Source organism: Acidaminococcus fermentans DSM 20731 (assembly GCF_000025305.1).
In the GTDB taxonomy this organism is placed as follows: domain Bacteria; phylum Bacillota; class Negativicutes; order Acidaminococcales; family Acidaminococcaceae; genus Acidaminococcus; species Acidaminococcus fermentans.
In genome coordinates this window covers 1,359,219-1,382,748 of record NC_013740.1, presented here as the reverse complement: position 1 = coordinate 1,382,748, position 23,530 = coordinate 1,359,219, and the positions used below count along the sequence as shown (strand labels likewise).

Here is a 23,530-nt window from a genome sequence, read left to right as displayed (position 1 = left end):
ACAATAAACGGGGGAAAGGTGCAAGGGCCGGGGGCATTGCCCAGAACCTGCATCGCCCCCCTCTTGATTTTTCAGACAGTTTCCATGTATACTTATTAGCGTTTGTAGGCGGAGGGGAAAACTACTATCATATGCAGCAAGGGATGTGAACGTATGGAAGAAGTCTATGGAGCTGCGTTGGCTGATCTCCTCAGCTATGAGGCGCCCCAGGGGGTGCCGGTGCTGCGGGAAGCCTTCGGCAGCCTGGAAAAGGCCTGGAAGGCGGGAATAAAGGATCTCCGGGCCGCCGGCCTTCTGACCCCGGCTCTGGAAAAAGTCTGGAGGGACTCCCGGAAACCGGCCCTGCCGGAAAAAATCTGGGACTGGTGCCAGGTCCATGGGGCCCGGATCATCAGCCGCTGGAGCCCGGATTATCCGCCCCTGGTGGACCAGCTGGGAGCCCCGCCTCCCGTCCTGTACGTGAAGGGAAGGCTGCCGGAGCAGCCGGCCTGCCTGGCCATTGTAGGGTCCCGGAAGGCTACGGATTACGGTCTTGCCGTGGCGGCCCGGTTCGCCCGGGCGGCGGCTCTGGAAAAGGTACCGGTGATCAGCGGCGGGGCCTACGGCATCGACGCGGCGGCCCACCGGGCGGCCCTGGAGGCGGGAGGCCTTACGGTGGCGGTCCTGGGCGGGGGCCTGGGAGAACTGTATCCCCGGCGCCACCTGCGGCTGTTCGACAAGATCTGTGAGCAGGGCGCCCTGGTGACGGAACAGTCCCCCTGGACGCCGCCCCTGCCCCAGAACTTTCCCCTGCGGAACCGGATCATCGTGGGCCTGTCCCGGTCGGTGCTGGTGGTGGAAGCCGCCATCCGCAGCGGGGCCATGAGCACCGCCCATGCCGCCGCGGACGAAAACCGTGACCTGTACGCGGTTCCCGGTCCCATCGATTCGGAAACCAGCCAGGGCACCCACTGGCTGCTGAAACAGGGGGCCAGGCTGGGGGACGATCCCCGGGAACTGCTGGACAGCCTTCTGGGACGGGAACCGGGCACCTGCACCGGGCCGGCCGAAGAAGAGGAACCGGACCTGTTCGGGGAAGTTTCCCCGGAAGAACAGGAACGGGCCGGAGCCCTGTACCGGTGGATCAAAAAACATCGGGCCCAGTCTCTGGAAGACCTGGCCGGTGCGTTTCCCTGGCCCCTGGCGGTGCTCAGCACCCTGCTCCTGGAACTGGAGCTGGGGGGCCGGATCCGGAGAAACAGCCGAAATCGTTATTCTGCACTTTAGGAGGAGAAAATCGTGACAAATAAACTGGTCATTGTGGAATCCCCTACGAAAGCCAAAACCATAGAAAAATTCCTGGGTAAAACCTTTACGGTCCGTGCCTCCATGGGGCATCTGCGGGACCTGCCCAAGAGTCAGTTCGGTGTTGACGTAGAGCATCATTTCACACCCAAATACATCAATATCCGGGGCAAGGGTCCCCTGATCAAAGAACTGAAGACCCTGGCCAAAAAAGCCGACAAGATCTATCTGGCAACGGACCCGGACCGGGAAGGGGAAGCCATCGCCTGGCACCTGAGCTATATCCTGGGAGTGGACCCGGCGGCAGCCTGCCGGATTTCCTTCCATGAAATCACCCAGACGGCCATCAAGGGGGCCCTGAAGGAACCCCAGGCCATCGATATGGACAAGGTGGATGCCCAGCAGACCCGGCGGATCCTGGACCGGATCGTAGGGTACCAGCTGAGCCCGCTCCTGTGGCGGAAAATCCGCAAGGGCCTCAGCGCCGGCCGTGTCCAGAGCGTGGCGGTGAAGATCATCTGCGACCGGCAGAAGCTGATCGATGACTTCGAACCGGAGGAATACTGGACCTCTTCCGTGGTGCTGGCTCCCGGGAAGACCCCCAAGATCACGGCGGACGTGGTGAAGCGGGACGGGAAGAAACTGGAGATCCACAACCGGGCGGAAGCGGACCAGGTGACGGAAGACCTGAAGAAGGCCAGCTACCAGGTGACGGACTGCGCCATCCGGGACCGGCTGCGGAAGCCGGCGCCGCCCTTTACCACCAGCAGCCTCCAGCAGGAAGCCAACAAAAAGATGAACTTTTCCACCAAAAAGGTCATGATGCTGGCCCAGCAGCTGTACGAAGGGGTGACCCTGGGCCGGAAGGGCTCCGTGGGGCTCATCACCTATATGCGTACGGACTCGGTGCACCTGGCGGATGCGGCGGTCAGCGAGATCCGGGGCTATGTGGACGCCAACTACGGCCCGGATTACCTGCCCAGGAAACCCAATGTGTACAGCAGCCGGAAGAATGCCCAGGAAGCCCACGAAGCCATCCGTCCCACCAGTGTGGCCCGGACTCCGGAAGCGGTGGCTCCCTATCTGGACCGGGACCAGCTGCGGCTGTACACCCTGATCTGGAAACGGACCGTGGCCAGCCAGATGGCCAGCAGCATCAGCACCCTGACCACCCTCACCATCGCCGGGGACAACTACGAACTCCGGGCCACGGGCTCTGTGGTGAAATTCGACGGGTTCCTGAAACTGGCGGACCGGAAGGATGAGGAAAAGGACAAGAAGGTACCGGCCCTGGAAAAAGGCACGGCGCTGAACCTGATCCGGGTGAACGAGGCGGTCCAGCACTTTACGGAACCCCCGGCCAACTTCACCGAAGCCACCCTGGTAAAGGAACTGGAAGAAAAGGGCATCGGCCGGCCCAGCACCTATTCTCCCATCATCCAGACCATCCTGGCCCGGGGCTATGTGGCCAAGGAAGGGAAGAAGCTGCTGCCTACGGAACTGGGGAAACTGACCATCGATATGCTGACCCAGTATTTCTCCCCCTTCATCGATGTGCCTTTCAGCGCCCATATGGAAAGCGAACTGGATGCCATCAGTGAACACCGGACCGACAAGGAGACGGTGCTCCAGGAATTCTACGGTCCTTTTGAAAAGGCCCTGAAGGTGGCGGACGAAAACATCCCGGTGGTGGAAAAACCGGTGATCGTCAGCGACGTGAAATGCGAGAAATGCGGCCGGTTCATGGTGGTGAAGGAGGGGCGCCACGGGAAATTCCTGGCCTGCCCCGGCTTCCCGGAATGCCGGAACACCAAGCCCATCCTGGTGAAGGTGGGGGTGAAGTGCCCCCAGTGCGGCGGGGAACTGATCGAACGGCACAGCAAGACGGGACGGCTGTTCTACGGCTGCGCCAACTATCCCACCTGCCGGTTCACCTCCTGGGACAAACCCACCAGCGAAAAATGCCCCCAGTGCGGCAGCATGATGGTGGAACACAAAGAGCGGAACGGGAAAACGGTGCTCCACTGCAGCAACGAGAAGTGTCCTAATGCCAGTTTGAGAAAAAAATAGGGTGTGTGAAAAAGTTTTTCACACACCGTCACTAGTCATCAGTCACTAGCCGAAGGAAGCCAGCTGACGCTGGCGGAACTTATGGCCTCCCGGAAGGCACATTCACAGAAATTCGCCTTGGCGGATTTCTTCCTTAGGCTGCGGACTAGTGACTAGAGACTAGAGACTGTATTATAGAAAGGTTTATACACATGACCATCCATATTATCGGAGCCGGGCTGGCCGGCTGTGAAGCCGCCTGGCAGCTGACCCGGCGGGGGATCCCGGTGATCTTCCACGAAATGCGCCCGGGAAAAAGCGATCCGGCCCACCATACGGCCCTTTTCAGCGAGCTGGTGTGCAGCAATTCCCTCCGGGCCAACAACATCGAAAATGCTGTAGGCCTCCTGAAAGAAGAGATGCGCCGGCTGGATTCCCTGATCCTTGCCGCCGCTGACGCCCATCAGGTGCCGGCCGGGGGCGCCCTGGCCGTGGACCGGGAAGGATTTGCCCAGGCAGTGACGGCCGCCATCCGGGAAAATCCCCTGGTGACCCTGGTGGAAGAGGAAGTCACCGATTACAGCCGGTTCGCCCCGGAAGACTACGTGATCACCGCTTCCGGACCGCTGACCAGCGGGGCTCTCTCGGAAGCCATCCAGCAGCTGGTGAAGAAGGATTACTTCCATTTCTTCGATGCGGCGGCTCCCATCGTCACGGTGGATTCCCTGGACCAGGAAAAGGTCTACAAGGCTTCCCGGTATGACAAGGGGGAGGCGGCCTACTACAACTGCCCCTTCACCAAAGAGGAGTACATCCGGTTCTGGCAGGAACTGTGCCGGGCGGAAACGGCTCCGGTGAAGGATTTCGAGCACAATGTGTTCGAAGCCTGCATGCCCATTGAGGAAATGGCCCTCCGGGGAGAGGACACCATGCGCTTCGGCCCCCTGAAACCGGTGGGGCTGCCGGATCCCCGGACCGGGGAGGACCCTTATGCGGTGGTCCAGCTGCGTCAGGACAACGGGGCGGGGACCCTGTACAACATTGTGGGCTTCCAGACCCATCTGAAATGGCCGGAACAGAAACGGGTGTTCCGGATGATCCCGGGTCTGGAAAATGCGGAATTCGTCCGCTACGGGGTTATGCACAAGAATTCCTATCTGAACAGCCCCCTGCTGCTGAATCCGGATTATTCCCTCCGGGAGCGGCCCCATTTCTATTTCGCCGGCCAGATGACCGGGGTGGAAGGGTATGTGGAAAGCGCTGCTTCCGGTCTGGCAGCGGGCATCTATGCGGCCCGGGCCATGGCCGGGAAGCCGCCGGTGCTCTTCCCCCGGGAAACCGCCATAGGGGCCCTGAGCCACTACATCAGCAACCCGGAAGTGAAGCATTTCCAGCCCATGAACATCAACTTCGGACTGATCGCTCCCTGGGACGGACCCAGAATCCGGGGCAAAAAAGAGAAAAATGCGGCCATAGCGGCCAGAAGTCTAAAATTTCTCGAAATTGTAAAAAATAACTTGCATGATTAGTCTGAATATGGTAGTATGAATTGTCGGGAATTCAATACAATTCGTACAATTTGAGGCGTGCCATGGAACAGACAAAAAGCCGCCTGCCGGATGGCTCCGGGGAAAAGTGGCCGGAGGATTTTGCCCTTTATCTGGAAGTGGAAAAGGACGATTCTCCCCTGACCATCGAGAACTATCTGGCGGATATCCGGCATTTCAAAGAGTTTATGGCCCAGCGGACCGAAGATTTCCGCTGGCCTCAGGTAACGGTCCTGGACATCCGTTCCTATCTTGCCCAGATGCATGACAGGGACCTGTCCCGGCGGACCATTGCCCGGCGGATTTCCTCCCTGCGGTCCTTCTACCGGTATCTCCGGCGGGAAGGCCGGGTGAAGACCAACCCCTTTACCCGGGTGAGGACCCCCAAACTGGAAAAGAAGCTGCCTGTGTTTTTGGAAGAATTCGAAATCAATCTCCTGCTGCGGATGCCGGACTGCACCACCGTCCTGGGCCGCCGGGACAGGGCCATCCTGGAATTCCTCTATTCCACAGGCTGCCGTGTTTCGGAACTGGTGGGACTTACGCTGACCCGGGTGGATCTGGGCAACCGGTATGCCATCCTGCTGGGGAAGGGACGGAAGGAACGGCTGGTGCCTCTGGGCCATCCCTGTGTGGCGGCCATGGAGGACTATCTCCGGCACAGCCGGGGGACGCTGATGGAAAAATACCAGGCGCCCCGTCACCAGACCGTCTTCGTGAACAGCCGGGGCCGGCCTCTCAGCGCCCGGAGCGTACGGAGAATCCTGGACAAATATGTGGAAATGACAGCCCTGCAGAAGCATGTGAGCCCCCACACCATCCGGCACACCTTTGCCACCCATCTGCTGGACCACGGAGCGGATCTGCGGGCGGTGCAGGAGCTGCTGGGCCATGTGAGCCTTTCCACCACGCAAATCTACACGCATGTGACGGCGGAGCGTCTTACCGCCGTTTATGAAAAACATCATCCAAGGGCCTAGGAGGGACCAATTATGTTGCCATTACTGGAAAAAACGAGAATGATCAACAAACTGCTCCAGAACACGGAAACCGTCAGCTACAAAAAGATGGCGGAAGTGCTCAAGGACGTGATCAAGGCAAACATCTACATCGTCTCCAGCGAGGGAGAGCTGCTGGGCTACTCCATCCTGGACGGCTTTGAATGTGAGCTGATGATCAAAAAGGTGCTGGACGTGGGCAAATTCCCCGCCGACTATGTAAAATGGCTGGAAGGGATCCGGGAGACTTCTTCCAACTACCGTCTGGTGAAGAACATGTGCGCTTTCAGCGAAGGGACCAAATGCCTGTTTGAAAGCAAATACACCACGGTGGTGCCCATTTTCGGCAACGGTGTCCGTCTGGGTACCCTGATCCTGGGCAAATTCAAGAAGGAATTCGTGGACAGCGACCTGCTGCTCAGCGAATATGCCGCCACTGTCATCGGTATGCAGCTGCTCCATGACAAGGCCATGCACATCGAAGAAGCCAGCCGGAAGAAGGCCATGGTCCAGATCGCCTTCTCCAACCTGAGCTACAGCGAACTGGAAGCCATCTCCGAAATCCTCAAGGCGCTGCCCGGGGACGAAGGACTGCTGGTGGCCAGCAAGATCGCCGACCAGGCCGGCATCACCCGGAGCGTCATCGTCAACGCCCTGCGGAAATTCGAAAGTGCCGGGGTACTGGAAACCGAATCCCTGGGGATGAAGGGGACCTATGTGCGGATCCTCAACGAATACCTCCGGGACGGGCTGAAGGAACACAAGAAATAAGAAGGAATTTTAGGGAAAGGGTCAGGCTGCAGGGGCAGTTTGACCCTTTTTCTCCTTTATGGTAGTATGATAGGGATATGGGGCTGCTGCTCTGGCAGCGGCCCCGTCAGCGGTCAGCTGTCAACGGTCAGCGGCCGAAGGAGGCCGGCCCAGCCGGCTTTGATAGAAGAAAACCTATGGAAAGGAAATTTTCCCTATGCTCAATCTGGATGCGTCTCTGGTCTACCGGATCCCGGCGCTGCTGTTTACCATCACCGTCCATGAATATGCCCACGGGGCCATGTCCGCCAGCCTGGGGGACCCCACTCCGGAAGGGGACGGACGGCTTACCATGAATCCCCTGGCCCATCTGGATCTGATCGGGTCCCTGATGCTGATCCTGGTGGGGTTCGGCTGGGCCAGGCCGGTGCGGGTGGATCCCCGGTACTATGCCAATCCCCGGAAGGGAATGCTGCAGGTGGCTTTCGCCGGTCCGGCCAGCAACCTGCTGGTCACCTTCCTGGCCATGTTCCTCCAGCTGTTCCTGCCCCGGTATTTCAACGCCGGCCGGGGAGTGCTGCTGTTCTTGAACTGGCTTATGCTTTATAATGTATGGTTTGCCTTTTTCAATCTGCTGCCCATTCCGCCCATGGATGGGTACAATGTGCTGCGGACCTGGCTGCCCCTGGACAAGAGCCTGGCCTATGAACGGCTGGTGGGGCCCTACAGCAATCTGCTGCTGATCGTCCTGTGTTTCACCGGCATCGTCAGTGTGGTGGTGTCGCCCCTGTCCACCCTGTTTCTCCAGCTGTGCCGGGGGATCCTGGCACTGTTCCTGTTCTGACCGGGAAGAAGGCAGCCTGTGTATCAAGTGAAACTGGCGGATTTCGAAGGGCCTCTGGACCTTCTGATCCATCTCATCGAAAAAGACAAGATCGACATCTACGATATTCCCATCGTTTCCGTGACGGAGCAGTATGTGGCCTATCTCAATGCCATGCAGGAATACAATCTGGATGTGGCCAGCGAATTCCTGCTGATGGCGGCCATGCTGCTCCAGATCAAATCCCGGATGCTGCTGCCCAAGCCCCCGGCGGAGGAAGGGGAAGAAGAGGCGGATCCCCGGCAGATGCTGGTGGACATGCTGGTGGAATACCGGAAGACCAAAAAGCTGGCCCAGGCCCTGCGGGAATGTCTCCAGCGGGCCAGTCTCCATACGGCCCGGTCTCCGGAACCCCAGGGCAGGGTGCTCCAAAAGGTGAAACGGTACGGGCTGGGGGATCTGCTCCGGGCCCTGGCGGGCCTTCTGCCCCGGCAGGAAGAGGGGGATACGGTGATCCCCCGACAGGAATTCCCCATCCAGGACCGGATGGAGGCCATCCGGGACGCCCTGCACAGCCGGAAGGGAAACCTGGACTTCCGGCAGCTGCTCCAGGACCGGAAAAACCACAGCGAGGTAATCGCCACCTTCCTGGCGGTGCTGGAACTGCTGCGGCTGAAGGAAATCGAACTGATCCAGGAGGAGCCCTTCGGACCCATGGTCCTGGAGCCCCGGAAGGAGGCAACCCATGAAACTCACCAAGACCGCTGAAATGGAAGCCCTGCTGTTTGCCAGCGGGGATCCCCTGACCCTGGAGCGGGCGGCAGGGGCCCTGTTCATCACCCAGGATGAGGCGGCCCGTCTTCTGGAAGAGCTCCAGCAGCAGTACCGGCAGGCGGACCGGGGCATCCAGCTGCGGAAAGTGGCCGGAGGCTGGCAGCTGGTGACCAAGAAGGAGGCCGCCGGGCTGGTCCGCCGGCTCCAGGAAAAACAGGAAGTGAAATTGTCCAACGCGGCCATGGAGACCCTGGCCATCGTGGCCTTCAAACAGCCGGTGACCAAAAGTGAAATGGAGGCCATCCGGGGGGTGAAAGTGGACGGGGTGCTCAGTACCCTGGTGGAACTGGACCTGGTGGGGGAAGTGGGCCGGAAGGAAGTGATCGGCCGCCCCATCCTGTACGGGACTACGGAAGAATTTTTGCGGGTGTTCGGACTGGATTCCCTGGAAGACCTGCCCCAGCTGCCGGATGAGGTGCTGGAAGGCCGCTTGGAAGGACCGGAACCCTTATTTGACTGACGGAAAGGAATTGCAGAACCAATGGAACAGACCAAGGAACGGCTGCAGAAAGTCATGGCAGCGGCCGGTGTGGCATCACGCCGGGAATGTGAAAAGATCATCCTGGCAGGACGGGTCCAGGTGAACGGGAAACCGGTGACCGAACTGGGCACCCGGGTGGGGAAGGCGGACCGGATCACCGTGGACGGGAAAGCCCTCCACCGGAAAAGCGCCCGGCACACCTATCTGCTGTACAAGCCCGGGGGGGTGGTGACCACCATGAAGGATCCCCAGGGCCGGCGGACAGTAGCGGACCTGATGGCCGGGCTCCATCAGCGGCTGTACCCGGTGGGGCGGCTGGATTACCTGACCGAAGGGCTGCTGCTGATGACCAACGACGGGGAACTGGCCCAGCATCTGACCCATCCCAGCCACCATGTAGACAAGACCTATGAAGTGGAAGTCCACGGCCGGGTGCCGGAAGAAAAACTGGATGTGCTGCGGCTGGGGGTGCCCCTGGAAGATGGGCTCACGGCGCCGGCGGTGGTCTATGTGAAGAAGTGGGATCCGGAAAAGAACCTGACCCGGTTCACGGTGACCATCCATGAGGGAAGGAACCGGCAGGTCCGGCGGATGTGCGATTTCATCGGGTTCCCGGTGAAATCCCTGAAACGGATCCAGGTGGGGACCCTGACCCTGGAAGGCATGAAAAAGGGAGAATTCCGGGAACTGACTCCGGAAGAAGTGGCCTCCCTGGAAAGCCCGGTGGAGAAATGACCCGGGTGATCGTGGTGGGGGCCGGGGCCGCTGGGATCCTGGCAGCCATCAAGGCGGCGGAAAACGGAGCCCGGGTGCTCCTTCTGGAAAAAATGGCCATGCCCGGCCGGAAGCTGATGATCACCGGCAAGGGCCGTTGCAACATCACCAATGCCTGTGACATGAGGGATATGATCCCCATGATCCCCGGAAACGGAAAATTTTTATTTGGGGCTTTTCATACCTTCACCAATCGGGATATAATGGAACTGTTGGAGGAAAACGGCCTGCCGGTGAAAGTGGAACGGGGCGGCCGGGTGTTCCCCCAGAGCGACCGGGCCCTGGATGTGGTGGATACCCTGAAGAAGATCCTCCGGAAAAAGAAAGTGGAGCTGCGGACCAACACCCGGGTCCGGGATCTGGTCCTGGAAGGCGGCCGGGTCACCGGGGTGGTCACCGGAGACGGCCGGACCCTGGCGGCAGATGCGGTGGTGATCACCACCGGCGGCGCTTCCTATCCCCGGACCGGTTCCACAGGGGACGGCTATGGACTGGCCCGGGAAGCCGGCCACACCATTGTGCCTCCCCGTCCGGCCCTGGTGCCCCTGGAAAGCGATGATCCGGAAATCCGGGCCCTCCAGGGCCTGAGCCTGCGAAACGTGCGGGGGACACTGCTCCAGGGCAGCAGGGTACTGGGGCAGGAATTCGGGGAGATGCTGTTCACCCATTTCGGGGTCAGCGGTCCCATCATCCTTACCCTGTCCCGGGCGGCTTCCACCGCCTGGAAGAAGGATCCCCAGGCCATCCTGGATCTGGCCATCGACCTGAAGCCGGCTCTGACGCCGGAACAGCTGGATGCCCGGATCCAGCGGGATTTTGCCAAATACAGCCGGAAACAGCTGAAGGCCGGGCTCCATGACCTGCTGCCCCAGAGCCTGATCCCGGTGATCATCGATGCTGCCTGCCTGAAGCCGGAGCAGGAAGTGAACCAGATCACCCGGAAGGAACGGCAGCGGCTGGTGGAGACCCTGAAAGCCTTCATGGTGCCCCTTTCCGGCACCCGTCCCCTGGCGGAAGCCATTGTCACCGCCGGGGGCGTCAGCACCAAAGAAATCAATCCCTCCACCTTTGCTTCCAAAAAGGTGCCCAACCTGTACTTTGCGGGAGAAGTGATGGATGTGGATGGATATACCGGCGGCTACAACCTCCAGGCAGCCTTTTCGTCGGGCTGCGTGGCAGGGACCCATGCCGCCCTGGATGGAAAAGAGGAATCTGTGTGAAAAAAATCATCATTGCCATCGATGGCCCGGCCGGGGCCGGGAAAAGCACCATTGCCAAAAAAGTGGCGGCCCTGCTGGGCTATGCCTATATCGACACGGGCGCCATGTACCGTACGGTAACCCTGCGCTTCCTGGAAAGCGGTCTGCCTTTCAGTGAAGAGGCGGTGACGGCCATTGCGGAAAAGATTTCCATTACCTTCCGGTATGGGAACGGGGTGAACCGGGTGTTTGCGGACGGGGAAGAAGTCACCGATGCCATCCGCAGCCTGGAAGTGTCCCGGAACGTGTCCAAAGTGGCAGCCGTGGGCGGTGTGCGCACAGCCATGGTGGCGGCCCAGCGGAAGATCGGCAATCAGGGCGGGGTGGTCATGGACGGCCGGGACATCGGCACCGTGGTGTTCCCCCAGGCGGAACTGAAGGTGTTCCTTACCGCTTCCGTGGAGGAACGGGCCCGGCGCCGGTACCTGGAACTGAAGGAAAAAGGCACGGAGGTATCCCTGGAAGACCTGGAACAGCGCATTGCCCAGCGGGATGCCCTGGATGAGAACCGGGAAATCTCTCCCCTCCGGTGTGCGGAAGATGCCCGGTATCTGGATTCCACCAGCCTGACCATTGATCAGGTGACGGAAAAAATCGCGGCCATGGCCAGAGAGGTGCTGTAGTATGTGGTACCGGTTTGTCCAGCTGCTGTTTTCCATCCTGTTCCGGATCATTTACCGGCTCCGGGTCATCGGCCGGGAGAACATCCCCGGGAAGGGTCCGGTGGTCATCGCCTGCAACCATGTGAGCCTGCTGGATCCGCCCATGGTGGGTACGGCCTCTTCCCGGCCCGTCCATTTCATGGCCAAAAGCGAATTGTTCGTGCCGGTGCTGGGGACCCTGTACAAAAGCCTGGGGGCCTTTCCGGTCCACCGGGGCGCCGGGGATGCCCATGCCATCCGGACAGCGCTCACCATCCTGAAGCATCAGGAAGTGCTGGGGATCTTTCCGGAAGGGCACCGGAGCCGGGACGGGAAACTGGGGAAAGCCCAGCCCGGAGCCCTGGCCATCGCCCTGAAGGGGAAGGCAGAAGTGGTGCCCGCCTGCATCCTGGGCAGCGACCTGAAGCGCCGGAAGAGTTTCTGGCCCCGGATCACCGTGGTGTTCGGCAAGCCCATGAAACTGGAAAATGAACAGGGAAATAAATTGAAAGTGGAGGAGCTGAGCGAAGAGCTGATGAGGGAAATCCAGGCTCTGATGGATGCGCACAGCGAAAATTGACGGATGAAAATCTATGTTGCAGACCCCTGCGGCTTCTGTTATGGTGTAAAAAGAGCAATAAACGTTGCAGAAGTGCAAGCAAAAGGGTATAATGATAGTATTGCCACTCTGGGTGAATTGGTTCATAATCCCCGTGTTGTAGAAAAACTGAAACAGCAAGGTGTAGAATGCAAGGAGAAGCTGGCGCAATTCGCGGCTGGCGATACAGTCATATTCCGTTCCCACGGTGTGGGGCCCGCTCTCTACGAGGAGGCCCGGCAGCGGGAACTGAACGTCATCGATGCCACTTGTCCTCATGTGCGGAAAGCACAGAAAACGGCTGCTGAACTGGCAGGTGAAGGCCGTTTTGTCATCATTGTTGGGGAAAAGCGTCATCCTGAGGTGCAAAGTATCAAGGCTTGGGCAGGCAGCGATTCTGTGGTCATTGAAACATCCGATGACCTTGGATCTCTTCCTGAAAAAGATAAGTTTGGGGTAGTCAGTCAGACGACTTTTGAAGCTGAGAAGTTTAACCTTCTGCTTCGAATGGCTCAGGAGAAACGTCCGGGCGACTATAAAGTCGTGCGAACCATTTGCACTGCCACCGCAGAACGACAGGCTGCCGCACGGCAGCTGGCAGGGAAAACAGATGCTTTCTTCGTATTTGGCGGCAAGAACAGCGCGAACACGAGACATCTGTGGGAACTGGCCAGGGAAATCAATCCCCGTTCCTATCTTTTGCAGGACGCCAGTGAAATCACGGGACCGATGCTGGCCGGAGCACAAAAAATTGGCATCACTGCTGGCGCATCGACGCCGCAGGAAATTATTGAGGAGGCTATTGGAACTATGGAAACGATGGAAAGTTTGTTGGGCGAACAGGAATGCATGAAATTGCACATTGGCATGATTGTGGAGGCTACCGTGGTAGAAGTGACCGATGATGAGGTCGTGGTAGACTTCGGGTATCAGAGTGAAGGGTCTGTGGCCTTCGACCAATGGACTTTGGGTGGTACCAAGGACACCGTAGCCCCCACTGTGAAACCGGGCGACAAAGTGACCCTGAAAGTCATTGCCAGCGAAAACCAGGATGGTCTGGTTGTCCTGAGCAGAACCAAAGCGGAAGCCGATCAGGCCTGGCTGAAACTGCCGGAAGAACTGGCTGACAAGAAGACCGTTCAGGTCAAGGGCCTGCGGGCTGTAAAAGGCGGCCTGACTGTTTCCTACGAAGGACTGACTGGCTTCATCCCCGCTTCCCACCTGGATCTGAAGCATGTGGATGATGTAAAAGAATATGAAGGCAAGGATCTGGAAGTTTCTCTGCTGGAAATCAATCCGGAAAAGAAACGTCTGGTATTCTCCCGCAGAAACGTTCTGCGTGAAGAACGGGCTGCCAAGAACGCTGCCTGGAAGGAAGAAAGAGCCAAACGGGAAGAAGAACGTCATGAAGCCCTGGAAAAAGCTTTCCAGACCTTCCATGAAGGCGAAACCGTTGAAGGGACCATCAAGAGCATCGTTGATTTCGGTATGTTCGTGGAAATCGCTCCCATGGTCCAGGGCCTGGTGCACATCTCTGAAGTGTCCTGGGACCGCAGCGTGAAACCGGCTGACCTGTACAAAGTGGGCGAAAAGATCAACGTGTACATCAAAGGCCTGGACGAAGAAAAAGGCCGTATCAGCCTGTCCGTCAAGGCTCTCCAGGAAGATCCCTGGGTGGCTGCCGCCAAGGAATTCCGCGTGGGTGATGTAGTGACCGGTACCGTTGTACGGTTCCTGCCCTTCGGCGCCATTGTAAAACTGAACGACAAGAACGAAGGCATGATCCACATTTCCGAAATCGCTGAACAGCGGATCGACAAACCGGAAGATGTTCTGGAAATCGGTCAGGAAGTAAAGGTCAAAGTCCTGCGTGTGGATACCGAACACAAGAAGATCGCCCTGAGCATCACCAAAGCCAAGGAAGATGCAGAAAAGGCTGAAATGCGTCAGTATCTGGGCAAGAAGAGCACTCTGTCCCAGGGCCTGGGCGAAAAACTGGCCGAAGCAGAAGCGGAAGCCCATAAATAAGTAAGAGAGGTTTGTCATAGATGAAAAGCCGGGAGAGCCGTAAAATCGATCATATCAAGTATGCCCTGCACCTTGAGGATGGTCCTTGCGCCACCGGCTTTTCTGATATGCAGGTGATGCACTGCTGTCTGCCCCAGGTGGACCGGCGGAAAGTGGACCTTTCCGTGAGCCTGCCCGGGGTGGGGACACTGTCCCAGCCCCTGGTGATCGACGCCATCACCGGCGGGGCGGAGGCCGTAAAGTCCATCAACCGGGATCTGGCGGTGGTGGCCCGGGAAACCGGGTGCGCCATGGCCGTGGGGTCCCAGTACGGGGCTGTGCGGAAAGGGCTGTATGCAGACACCTACCAGGTGGTCCGGAGGGAGAATCCCAAGGGTGTGGTCTTTGCCAACGTGAGCGCGCTGGCCACTCCGGAGGAAGCCCGGCGGGCTGTGGACATGGTGGAAGCCCAGGCACTGGAGATCCATCTCAACAGTGCCCAGGAACTGGCCATGGAAGAAGGGGACCGGGATTTTTCCCGGTGGCTGGAGCAGATTGCAGCCATCTGCAGCCAGTCGGAAGTCCCTGTGATCGTGAAGGAAACAGGCTGCGGCATGGCCCGGGAAGAAGCCAGACGCCTGCTGGACTGCGGGGTATCCATCCTGGATACCGGCGGAGCCGGCGGGACCAATTTCCCGGCCATCGAAGGCTGCCGCTATCCGGAAGGGAACCGGGAACTGTCCCAGTGGGGCATTCCCTCGGCGCTGTCCCTTTTGGAAACCGTGGAAGCCAAAGGCTGGCAGAACGGAATCATCGCTTCCGGCGGAATCCGGTCGGCCCTGGATGTGTTCCGGGCCCAGGTGCTGGGAGCCAATGCAGTGGGGATGGCTGGAAATATCCTGCGTCTTGTCCGGGAAGGCGGGACCCTGTTGGCCATCCAACGGATACGGCAGCTCCTGGAAGCTGTCAAAGATTTCTACACCCTTACCGGGTGCACCAGAGGGACGGAGCTGCGGCAGGTCCGGTATTATTTTACCGGGAACCTGGCCGCGGCAGTCCGTTCTTTTTCCTACGGGGAAAACGAATTTAACTGAAAGAGGTTCTTTTTCATGAGCAAACCCATAGTTGCCATTGTCGGCAGACCCAATGTCGGCAAATCAACACTATTTAACATATTTGCCGACAGCCGGATCTCCATTGTGGAAGATACCCCCGGCGTGACCCGTGACCGTCTCTATGCCGATGCGGAATGGCTGGACCGGAAGTTCACCATGGTGGATACCGGCGGCATCGAGATGCAGAACACCGATTCCATTGCCGTATCCATCCGGCAGCAGGCGGAAGTGGCTGTACGGGAAGCGGATGTGATTTTGTTTGTGTGTGATGCCCGGACGGGGATCACCAATGACGATATGGAAGTGGCCAAGATGCTCCGGCAGTCCAGAAAACCGGTGGTCCTGGCGGTGAACAAGGCGGATACGCCCAAGCAGGAAGCGGAAGCCTACGAATTCTACAATCTGGGCATCGGGGAACCCTACCTGATTTCCGCCTCCAACCGGCTGAATCTGGGGGATCTCCTGGATGCGGTGGTGGAAAAGTTCCCGGAAGAAGGGGACGAGGACGATGACAGCGAAGACGTGATCAAGGTGGCCATCATCGGCCGCCCCAATGTGGGGAAATCTTCCATCTTCAACGACATCATCGGCCAGACCCGGTCCATTGTCAGCGATGTGGCCGGGACCACCCGGGACGCCATCGACGTGCCGGTGGAAAAAGACGGCCAGACCTATCTGTTCATCGATACTGCCGGTATGCGCCGGAAGGGGAAAATCGACGAACCCATCGAAAAATACAGCATCATCCGGACCCTCCGGGCGGTGGACCGGAGCGACGTGGTGCTGCTGGTGCTCAACGCCGTGGAAGGGATCACGGAACAGGACAAGAAAATCGCCGGCTATGCCCATGAAGCGGGCAAGGGGATCGTAATCGTGGTGAACAAATGGGATCTGTATCCCAACAAGACCGTCATGTCCACGGAAGAGTTCACCAAACAGATCCGCCATGAGCTGATCTTCATGCCCTATGCCAATGTGGTGTACGTGTCCGCCCTGACCCAGCAGCGGATCAGCCGTCTGCCGGAAATGATCAAGGATGCGGCGGAAGCCAACGCCATGCGGATTTCCACCAGCGTGCTGAACCAGGTGGTCACCGACGCGGTGGCCATGAACCAGCCGCCCATGGAAAAGGGCAAACGGCTGAAGATCCTCTACACCACCCAGGTGAAGGTAAAGCCGCCCACCTTCGTGATTTTCTGCAACGAACCGGAAATCATGCATTTCTCCTATCAGCGGTATCTGGAAAACCAGCTGCGGGAAGCCTTCGGGTTCAAAGGCACTCCCATCAACATCATCGTCCGGGGCAAGAACGAGGACGAGGCGTAAGGACGGTCGATCACTATGGATTATCTGCTCAGTGGGGTCATCGGGTATCTCCTGGGATCCGTTTCCTGCGGCCTGCTTCTGGTGAAGCTGATCTGCGGCATCGATATCCGGGATTACGGCAGCCACAACATCGGAGCCACCAACGTGTTCCGGACCGTAGGGGCCCGGATGGCATCCTTCGTGCTCCTGGGAGACCTGCTCAAGGGTGTGCTGGCTCTTTATCTGGTGAACCATTATGTTTCCTCTGATTTGACGGTGCTGATCCTGTGCGCCACCTGTGCCATCCTGGGACACAGTTTTTCCTGGATGTGCGGGTTCAAAGGAGGCAAGGGTGTGGCCACCGGTCTGGGGATCCTGCTGTACTTCATGCCGGAAGTGGCGGTGTTTGCCCTGACCATCTGGCTGGCCACGGTGTTCGTCACCCGGTATGTGTCCCTGGGGTCCATCCTGGCGGCTCTGGCGGCGCCTTTTTCCGCCTGGTATCTGGGCTATGACGGCCGGCTTGTGGCCTTTGTGGGCCTGTGTGCCGCCGTAGTGGTGGCCCGCCATTACCAGAACATGATCCGCCTGAAAAACGGAACCGAAAGCAAGATCCGGCAGGGGCATTGGAAGAAATGATAGGGGTGTGAAAGGATTCACACCCCGGTCGCGGGCCTTGGGTCGCGGATTGCGGCCAAAGGGGCTGTTGCCCAGGCAACAGTCCCTTTTTTAATGCAAAGGAGTTGAAACGATGAAAGCAGCAGTCATTGGAGCCGGCAGCTGGGGGACGGTACTGGCCCAGATCCTGGCGGACAATGGACGGGAGGTGGCCCTTTGGGCCCGGAACCCGGAAAAAGCGGCCCGGATCCGGGAAACCCGGTGCAATGCCGATTATCTGCCGGATTTCCGGCTGTCCCCTTCCATTCAGGTTACCGCAGACCTGCAGGAAGCCCTGGAGGGCGCTGAAGTGCTGGTGTTCGTGGTGCCCTCCAAGGGCATGGGGACCATTGCCCGGCAGGCGGCCCGCTTCACCGATTGCCGCAGCCAGGTGATCCTGTCCTGTACCAAGGGGTTCGATTTGTCCACCCACAAGCTGATGACGGATATTCTGGAGGAGACATTCCCTCACGCCCGGGCCATTGCTGCCCTCAGCGGGCCCAACCTGGCCCGGGAAATCGCCCAGAAGCAGCCGGCGGCCACGGTGATCGCCTGCCGGAACATGAAGGAAGCCCGGTTCCTCCAGCAGTGCTTCCTGACCCCCTATTTCCGGCCCTATACTTCTCCGGATCTGATCGGGGTGGAGCTGTGCGGCTGTGTAAAGAACTGCATCGCCCTGGTGGGAGGCATGCTCTCCGGCATGGGCTTCGGAGAAAATGCCCAGGCCGGGCTGATCACCCGGGGCCTGGCGGAGCTCACCCGTCTGGGGATGAAGTTGGGGGCCCACCGGGCCACCTTTTTCGGATTGGCCGGGGTGGGGGATCTGATTGCCACCTGCACCAGTCCTCTCAGCCGGAACCGGTCCGCCGGCTATGCCCTGGCTCGGGGAAAGACTTTGGAAGAGATCACCGGAGGCACCCGGATGGTCATCGAAGGCATCAACGCCACTCCGGTGGTCCGGGAGCTGGCCCGGACCCATCAGGTGGAAATGCCCATCATCGAACAGCTGTACCAGGTGCTGTTCCAGGGCAAGGACGTGAAACGGGCCATTGAAGACCTGATGAAAAGGACATTGAAGAAAGAGTAGCATTCTGCAGAACTGTATGATATAATGTCTACCTAGGAAGGATTAACATTCTTGTGGAAAGGATAGATTACACATGAACAACGAGAGGAAATCGGAATTTTACTTAGTCAGAGAGGAAATTCTTCCGGAAGCAATCAAAAAGACCATCCTGGTAAAGGAGATCCTGAAACGGGGAAAGATGAAGACGGTGAACGAAGCCGTAAGCAAGGTGGGGCTCAGCCGCAGTGCTTACTACAAATACAAGGATTATGTATTCCCGTTCTATGATGCCAGCAAGGAAAAAGTCATCACCATCTCCCTGCTGCTGGAACACAAGCCCGGGGTTCTTTCCAGTGTGCTCAATACCATTGCTGCAGACGGAGGCAGCGTGATCACCATCAACCAGGGCGTGCCTCTCCAGGGAGTGGCCAACACCACCATTTCCGTGGAGACCAAATACCTGAACATCGATATGGAAGCCCTGATGGACAAGCTGCGCCTCATCGAAGGGGTGAAGCGGCTGGATGTACTGGGCCAGGTGGATTAATGGTTGTGAAATTCAATTTCACAACCTGTCACTAGTCACTAGCTGAAGGGTAAAATTTGCCAGGGGCAAATTTTTTCCAACGGCTGCAGACTAGGGACTAGAGACTAGAGACTAAAGACTCTTATAGGTGTATAGAACCATTTCGGGCTGCCCCTGTGGCAGCCCTTATTAACCGGGGAGGATGAGGGTATGGCGAATAAAATGAAACAGATCAACATTGGACTGCTGGGCGCCGGCACCGTTGGGGGCGGCGTGATCCTGGTGCTGAACCAGAACCGGGACCTGATCACGGAACGGGTAGGAGCGGAAATCCAGATCAAAAAAGTCCTGGCCCGTCATCCGGAAAAAGTCCGGGCCCTGGATGCCAGTCTGCCCACCACCGACAAGATCGAGGACATCGTCAACGATCCGGACATCAGCATCGTGGTGGAACTGATGGGACGGGAACATCCGGCCCTGGAATACATGGAAGCCGCCCTCCGGGGCGGGAAGAACGTGGTTACCGCCAACAAGGATGTGGTGGCCACCCACGGGAAGGAACTGTTCGAACTGGCAGCCGCCCACCATGTGGATTTCCTGTTTGAAGCCGCCGTGGCCGGGGGCATCCCCATTATCCGTCCTCTGAAGGAAAGCCTGGCCGCCAACCGGATCAGCAAGATCATGGGGATCATCAACGGGACCACCAACTACATGCTCACCAAGATGACCCAGGAGCACATGGATTTTGCGGAAGTCCTGAAGGAAGCCCAGGACAAGGGCTATGCGGAAAGCGACCCCACCGCCGATGTAGGCGGTTTCGACGCAGCCCGGAAAATCGCCATCCTGGCCTCCATTGCCTTCAACAGCCGGGTGGGGCTGGACGATGTGTACGTGGAAGGCATCGACAAGATCTCTTCCCGGGACATTGAATATGCCGATGAACTGGGCTATGTGATCAAGCTTCTGGGCATTGCCAAGCAGAAGGAGGGCAAGGGCGTCAGCGCCCGGGTCCATCCCACCATGCTCCGGAAGGACCATCCTCTGGCCACGGTCAACGATGTGTTCAACGCCGTGTACGTGGAAGGCCAGCCGGTGGGCGAAGCCATGTTCTTCGGCCGGGGGGCCGGACGGATGCCCACAGCCAGTGCCGTTTGCGGGGACATCATCGAAAGCACCCGGAACATCCTGGCCGGCTGCACTGGCCGGGTGGGCTGCACCTGCTACGAAGCCAAACCCATGCTGCCCCCGGAAGAAATCATCTCCCCCTGCTACATCCGGATGCTGGTGGAAGATCAGCCCGGGGTATGGGCCACCATTGCCTCCGCCTTCGGGGAAAACAAGGTCAGCCTGAAAACCGTTGTCCAAAAACGGTCCCTGGGCACCCTGGCGGAAATCGTGGTGATCACCTACGGGGTATCGGAATTTGCCCTGCGGAAAGCCGCCGACGCCCTGTCCAAACTGGCTGTCGTGGCCCGGATCTGCAACATCATCCGGGTGGAAGACAGCACCCTGGAATGAGGAAGAGGGGCTGATCATGGCAGATATGCGCAGAAAAGTCACGGTACGGGTCCCGGCCACTTCCGCCAACTGCGGACCTGGGTTCGACTGCCTGGGACTGGCCTGTACCCTGTACAATGTATTTACCTATGAACTGGTGCCGGAAGGGGAAGGGGTCACGGCCACGGCCGAAGGCCAGGATTCCGCATCCCTGCCCCAGGGCCGGAACAACCTGGCGGCTTCCGCCTTCTACACCCTGTGGGAGAAGCTGGGCCAGCCGGCCACCGGACTGCGGATCACGTCCCGGATCCAGGTGCCCGTATCCCGGGGCCTGGGCAGCAGCTCCACGGCCATTGTGGCCGGGCTGACCGCAGCCAATGCACTGGCTGGGAACCCTCTTTCCAAAGAAGAGCTGGTGACGGAAGCCACCTTGATCGAAGGCCATCCGGACAATGTGGCCCCGGCCATTCTGGGAGGCATCACCGTGAACGTGATGGAAGGGGGCAAAGTGGAGAGCCTGAAACTGGCCCTGGCCAAACCTCTCCAGCTGGTGGTGCTGGTGCCTTCCCTGCCCCTGCCCACCTCCAAGGCCCGGGCGGCCCTGCCCAAGCAGGTGCCCCACCGGGATGCGGTGTACAATGTGAGCCGGGCGGCCCTCCTGGTAGGGTCCCTGCTTACCGGGGACTACCATTTCCTGCGGACGGCCCTGGAAGACAGACTCCATCAGCCCTACCGGCTGCCCCTGATCCCCGGGGCGGAGGAAGCCCTGGAAGGGGCCCGGCAGGCCGGTGCCTACAACGGGATCATTTCCGGTGCCGGTTCCACCCTGCTGGCCTATGTGCCGGCGGATACCGATGCCCGGAAAGTGGGGGAGGCCATGGCCGAACCCTTCCGGAAGCGGAATATGGAAACGGCCCTGCATTATCTGGACATCGATCCGGAAGGGGCCAAAGTCATCGAATAAGGAGGAATCGTCCATGCTGCAGTTCCATTACATCCATCATGCCTGTTTCACCCTGTGTGACGGAAAAACCACCCTGCTGTTCGATCCGTACCTGGAAGGGAACCCGGAAGGACTGAAGCCGGAGGACCTGAAAGCGGACGTGATCTTTGTTTCCCATTACCACGGAGACCATCTGGGCGCGGCTTACGAGATCGCCAAAGCCAATGACGCCCTGATCGTTTCCACCGCGGAAATCGCCAACGATGCGGCGGCCCACGGGCTCCGGTCCCACGCCATGCACCTGGGGGGCACCCATACCTTCCCCTTCGGCCGGGTGCGGGTGACTCCGGCTTTCCACGGCAGCGGCATTGCCGGAGGGCACGCCTGCGGATTCATTGTGGAATTTGGCGGGAAAACCGTGTATTTTGCCGGAGACACCAGCGTGTTCGGGGATATGGCCCTTTTGTCCCGGCTGGAAACCATCGATGCGGCCCTGCTGCCCATCGGGGACAACTACACCATGGGGCCCGAAGATGCCCGGCTGGCAGCGGAACTGCTGAACGTGCCGCTGGTGATTCCCATCCATTACAATACCTGGCCCATCATCGCCCAGGATCCGGAAGCTTTCAAGAAAGAAGTGGAAGCCACCACCCAAAGCAAAGTGCTGGTGGTGGAACCGGGGAAGACGGTGGAATTGTAAGGGGTCTGCTGCCGGTGGAGCCGAACTGTCAACTGTCAGCTGTCAACGGCCGAAAGAGAAATTTGCAGGCAAATTTTTTGCATATGGCAATCATACGGCTTCTGACAATCAAGGAGGGGGTGACGCATTGCGTCACCCCCTCCTTTACAACTTGCCCCAAGTAAAGTACAATGGTGTTTGTTGAATATCCGTTGTACCTTACAAAAAAATTTTGAGGTGATATCGTTGAACGTTTATCTTGGGGTCATTATTGGTTATGCCCTGCTGCTGATCCTGCTGGGACATCTGGTGGGGAAACACGTGAAGGGGGCCGCGGATTTCTTTGTGGGGGGCCGCTCCTTTAACGCGGGTCTCCTGTTCACCACCCTGATTGCCGCCAACATCGGGGCAGGCTCCACCGTAGGGGTCACGGGCCTGGCTTACAAAGCCGGTGTTTCCAGCTGGTGGTGGATCGGCTGCAGCGGCCTGGGTTCCCTGATCCTGGCCTATATTGTGGGCCCGGCCGTATGGAAAGTGGCCCGGAAGCACAATCTGTACACCATGGGGGATTATCTGGATTTCCGGTATTCCCACGCTTTCCGGGGCGTGACCTCCACCATGATGGCCATCGGCACCCTGGCCCTGTTTTCCGGCCAGCTGCTGGGCATTGCCTGGATCCTGAACGTGGTGGCCGGCATTGAAAAGCTCTACGGCATCATCATCGCCGCCGTGGTGGTGACCCTGTATTTCTCCGCCGGGGGCATCAAAAGCGCCGCCATCGTGAACATCATCGAACTGATCGTGATCCTTCTGGGGTTCTGCATCGCTGCCCCCTTCGCTCTCCAGTATGTGGGCGGGTGGAGCGGTCTCCAGGCGGCGGTGGCCAGCCATATGGCAGACCCTGCCCGGACGGCCCGGTATTTTTCCTGGGACGGACTGGGGACTTCCACCATCCTGGGCTATTTCCTGATGCTGACTCCGGCTTTCTGCATCTCTCCCGGGCTCATCGGCAAAGTCTACGCGGCCAAAGATGAAAAGGCCGTCCGGCAGGGGACCCTGTGGAACGGCATCGTCCAGCTGCTGTTCGCCTTCCTGCCCATGCTCATCGGCATGTGCGCCTATGCGGCGTTCCCGGATCTGGGGAACCAGGAACTGGCCCTGCCCAAAGCCATGAAGGAAATGATGCCCTTCGGAGTGAGTGCCCTGGCCCTGTCCGCCATTTTCGCCGCGGAAGTCAGCACCTGCGACACGGTGCTGTACATGCTGGCCACGTCCCTGTCCAAGGATCTGTACAAAACATTCTTCCATCCGGAGATTTCCGATGAGGAACTGCTGAAGGTAAGCCGGAAGCTGACGGTGGTCTGCGGCATCGCCGGCATTTTCATCGCCTGCTACATGGCCAACATCATCACCGCCCTGGCCATTTTCTATTCCCTGATGACTGTATCCCTGGCCGCTCCCTTCCTGTTCGGCCTGTTTACGGAAAAGGCTTCCACCAAAGGGGCCTTCTGCTCCGCCATCCTGGGGGTGGCTGTGGTGCTGGGGCTGAAATTTTTCAACGGAGGCAAGGGCCTCGGCATCCTGAATTCCACCAGCCTGGGGATCCTGACGGCTGCGGTGGTGATGCTGGCGAGCCTGTGGATCTTCCCCCGGAAACAGGAAGCCGGAGAGAAAAAATAACCCATGAGGTATGACCC

22 protein-coding genes are annotated in these 23,530 nt (G+C 59.0%); all 22 read left to right on the top strand.

Annotated elements, in window-relative coordinates; all coding sequences use genetic code 11:
- The first annotated feature begins 153 nt into the window (after nt 1-153).
- The 22 genes from dprA (at nt 154) to ACFER_RS06275 (ending at nt 23,513) form a co-directional block, all read left to right on the top strand.
- Nucleotides 154-1,266 carry a DNA-processing protein DprA gene (dprA, locus tag ACFER_RS06380; protein ID WP_012938599.1) on the top strand — a complete coding sequence of 371 codons (1,113 nt, stop codon included), beginning with the start codon at nt 154-156 and terminating at the stop codon, nt 1,264-1,266.
- A 12-nt stretch (nt 1,267-1,278) separates the two neighbouring features.
- Nucleotides 1,279-3,354: a type I DNA topoisomerase gene (gene topA / locus ACFER_RS06375; protein WP_012938598.1), complete on the top strand. Its 2,076-nt coding sequence runs from the start codon at nt 1,279-1,281 to the stop codon at nt 3,352-3,354.
- A gap of 191 nt (nt 3,355-3,545) precedes the next feature.
- Nucleotides 3,546-4,862, top strand: a complete 1,317-nt coding sequence (trmFO, locus tag ACFER_RS06370) for a methylenetetrahydrofolate--tRNA-(uracil(54)-C(5))-methyltransferase (FADH(2)-oxidizing) TrmFO (protein WP_012938597.1) — start codon at nt 3,546-3,548, stop codon at nt 4,860-4,862.
- 62 nt (nt 4,863-4,924) lie between these two features.
- Nucleotides 4,925-5,860, top strand: a complete 936-nt coding sequence (xerC, locus tag ACFER_RS06365; protein ID WP_012938596.1) for a tyrosine recombinase XerC — start codon at nt 4,925-4,927, stop codon at nt 5,858-5,860.
- Nucleotides 5,861-5,872: 12 nt separating this feature from the next.
- A complete protein-coding gene (gene codY / locus ACFER_RS06360) occupies nt 5,873-6,649 on the top strand; it encodes a GTP-sensing pleiotropic transcriptional regulator CodY (protein ID WP_012938595.1) in 777 nt (258 codons plus the stop codon).
- Between the two features lie 196 nt (nt 6,650-6,845).
- On the top strand, nt 6,846-7,472 hold the full coding sequence (locus ACFER_RS06355; RefSeq protein ID WP_012938594.1) for a site-2 protease family protein: 627 nt from the start codon (nt 6,846-6,848) through the stop codon (nt 7,470-7,472).
- An 18-nt stretch (nt 7,473-7,490) separates the two neighbouring features.
- Entirely contained in the window at nt 7,491-8,219 is a 729-nt protein-coding gene (locus tag ACFER_RS06350; protein ID WP_012938593.1) for a segregation and condensation protein A, read from the top strand.
- On the top strand, nt 8,197-8,745 hold the full coding sequence (gene scpB / locus ACFER_RS06345) for an SMC-Scp complex subunit ScpB (RefSeq protein WP_012938592.1): 549 nt from the start codon (nt 8,197-8,199) through the stop codon (nt 8,743-8,745). Before ACFER_RS06350 ends, scpB begins: the two co-directional genes overlap by 23 nt.
- Before the next feature lie 21 nt (nt 8,746-8,766).
- On the top strand, nt 8,767-9,501 hold the full coding sequence (locus tag ACFER_RS06340; protein WP_012938591.1) for a pseudouridine synthase: 735 nt from the start codon (nt 8,767-8,769) through the stop codon (nt 9,499-9,501).
- Entirely contained in the window at nt 9,498-10,760 is a 1,263-nt protein-coding gene (locus ACFER_RS06335; protein ID WP_012938590.1) for a BaiN/RdsA family NAD(P)/FAD-dependent oxidoreductase, read from the top strand. Before ACFER_RS06340 ends, ACFER_RS06335 begins: the two co-directional genes overlap by 4 nt.
- Nucleotides 10,757-11,422, top strand: coding sequence for a (d)CMP kinase (cmk, locus tag ACFER_RS06330; RefSeq protein WP_012938589.1), 666 nt, complete (start codon nt 10,757-10,759; stop codon nt 11,420-11,422). The genes ACFER_RS06335 and cmk overlap by 4 nt, the downstream gene beginning before the upstream one ends.
- 1 nt (nt 11,423) lies before the next feature.
- The gene (locus tag ACFER_RS06325) at nt 11,424-12,020 is read left to right on the top strand and encodes a lysophospholipid acyltransferase family protein (protein WP_012938588.1); all 597 of its coding nucleotides are present in this window, start codon (nt 11,424-11,426) and stop codon (nt 12,018-12,020) included.
- 3 nt (nt 12,021-12,023) lie between these two features.
- The gene (locus ACFER_RS06320) at nt 12,024-14,066 is read left to right on the top strand and encodes a bifunctional 4-hydroxy-3-methylbut-2-enyl diphosphate reductase/30S ribosomal protein S1 (protein ID WP_012938587.1); all 2,043 of its coding nucleotides are present in this window, start codon (nt 12,024-12,026) and stop codon (nt 14,064-14,066) included.
- A gap of 20 nt (nt 14,067-14,086) precedes the next feature.
- Entirely contained in the window at nt 14,087-15,139 is a 1,053-nt protein-coding gene (gene fni, locus ACFER_RS06315) for a type 2 isopentenyl-diphosphate Delta-isomerase (protein ID WP_012938586.1), read from the top strand.
- Nucleotides 15,140-15,154: 15 nt separating this feature from the next.
- The gene (gene der / locus ACFER_RS06310) at nt 15,155-16,486 is read left to right on the top strand and encodes a ribosome biogenesis GTPase Der (protein WP_012938585.1); all 1,332 of its coding nucleotides are present in this window, start codon (nt 15,155-15,157) and stop codon (nt 16,484-16,486) included.
- A 15-nt stretch (nt 16,487-16,501) separates the two neighbouring features.
- Nucleotides 16,502-17,104 carry a glycerol-3-phosphate 1-O-acyltransferase PlsY gene (plsY, locus tag ACFER_RS06305; protein ID WP_012938584.1) on the top strand — a complete coding sequence of 201 codons (603 nt, stop codon included), beginning with the start codon at nt 16,502-16,504 and terminating at the stop codon, nt 17,102-17,104.
- Nucleotides 17,105-17,216: 112 nt separating this feature from the next.
- A complete protein-coding gene (locus ACFER_RS06300; RefSeq protein ID WP_012938583.1) occupies nt 17,217-18,209 on the top strand; it encodes an NAD(P)H-dependent glycerol-3-phosphate dehydrogenase in 993 nt (330 codons plus the stop codon).
- A gap of 73 nt (nt 18,210-18,282) precedes the next feature.
- Nucleotides 18,283-18,735: an ACT domain-containing protein gene (locus ACFER_RS06295; protein ID WP_012938582.1), complete on the top strand. Its 453-nt coding sequence runs from the start codon at nt 18,283-18,285 to the stop codon at nt 18,733-18,735.
- A 189-nt stretch (nt 18,736-18,924) separates the two neighbouring features.
- Complete coding sequence (locus tag ACFER_RS06290) at nt 18,925-20,232, top strand: homoserine dehydrogenase (RefSeq protein ID WP_012938581.1); 1,308 nt, start codon at nt 18,925-18,927, stop codon at nt 20,230-20,232.
- Between the two features lie 16 nt (nt 20,233-20,248).
- Nucleotides 20,249-21,175 carry a homoserine kinase gene (gene thrB / locus ACFER_RS06285; protein ID WP_012938580.1) on the top strand — a complete coding sequence of 309 codons (927 nt, stop codon included), beginning with the start codon at nt 20,249-20,251 and terminating at the stop codon, nt 21,173-21,175.
- Between the two features lie 13 nt (nt 21,176-21,188).
- Nucleotides 21,189-21,854, top strand: coding sequence for a metal-dependent hydrolase (locus ACFER_RS06280; protein ID WP_012938579.1), 666 nt, complete (start codon nt 21,189-21,191; stop codon nt 21,852-21,854).
- 225 nt (nt 21,855-22,079) lie between these two features.
- Complete coding sequence (locus ACFER_RS06275) at nt 22,080-23,513, top strand: sodium:solute symporter family protein (protein WP_012938578.1); 1,434 nt, start codon at nt 22,080-22,082, stop codon at nt 23,511-23,513.
- The last annotated feature ends 17 nt before the right edge of the window (nt 23,514-23,530 follow it).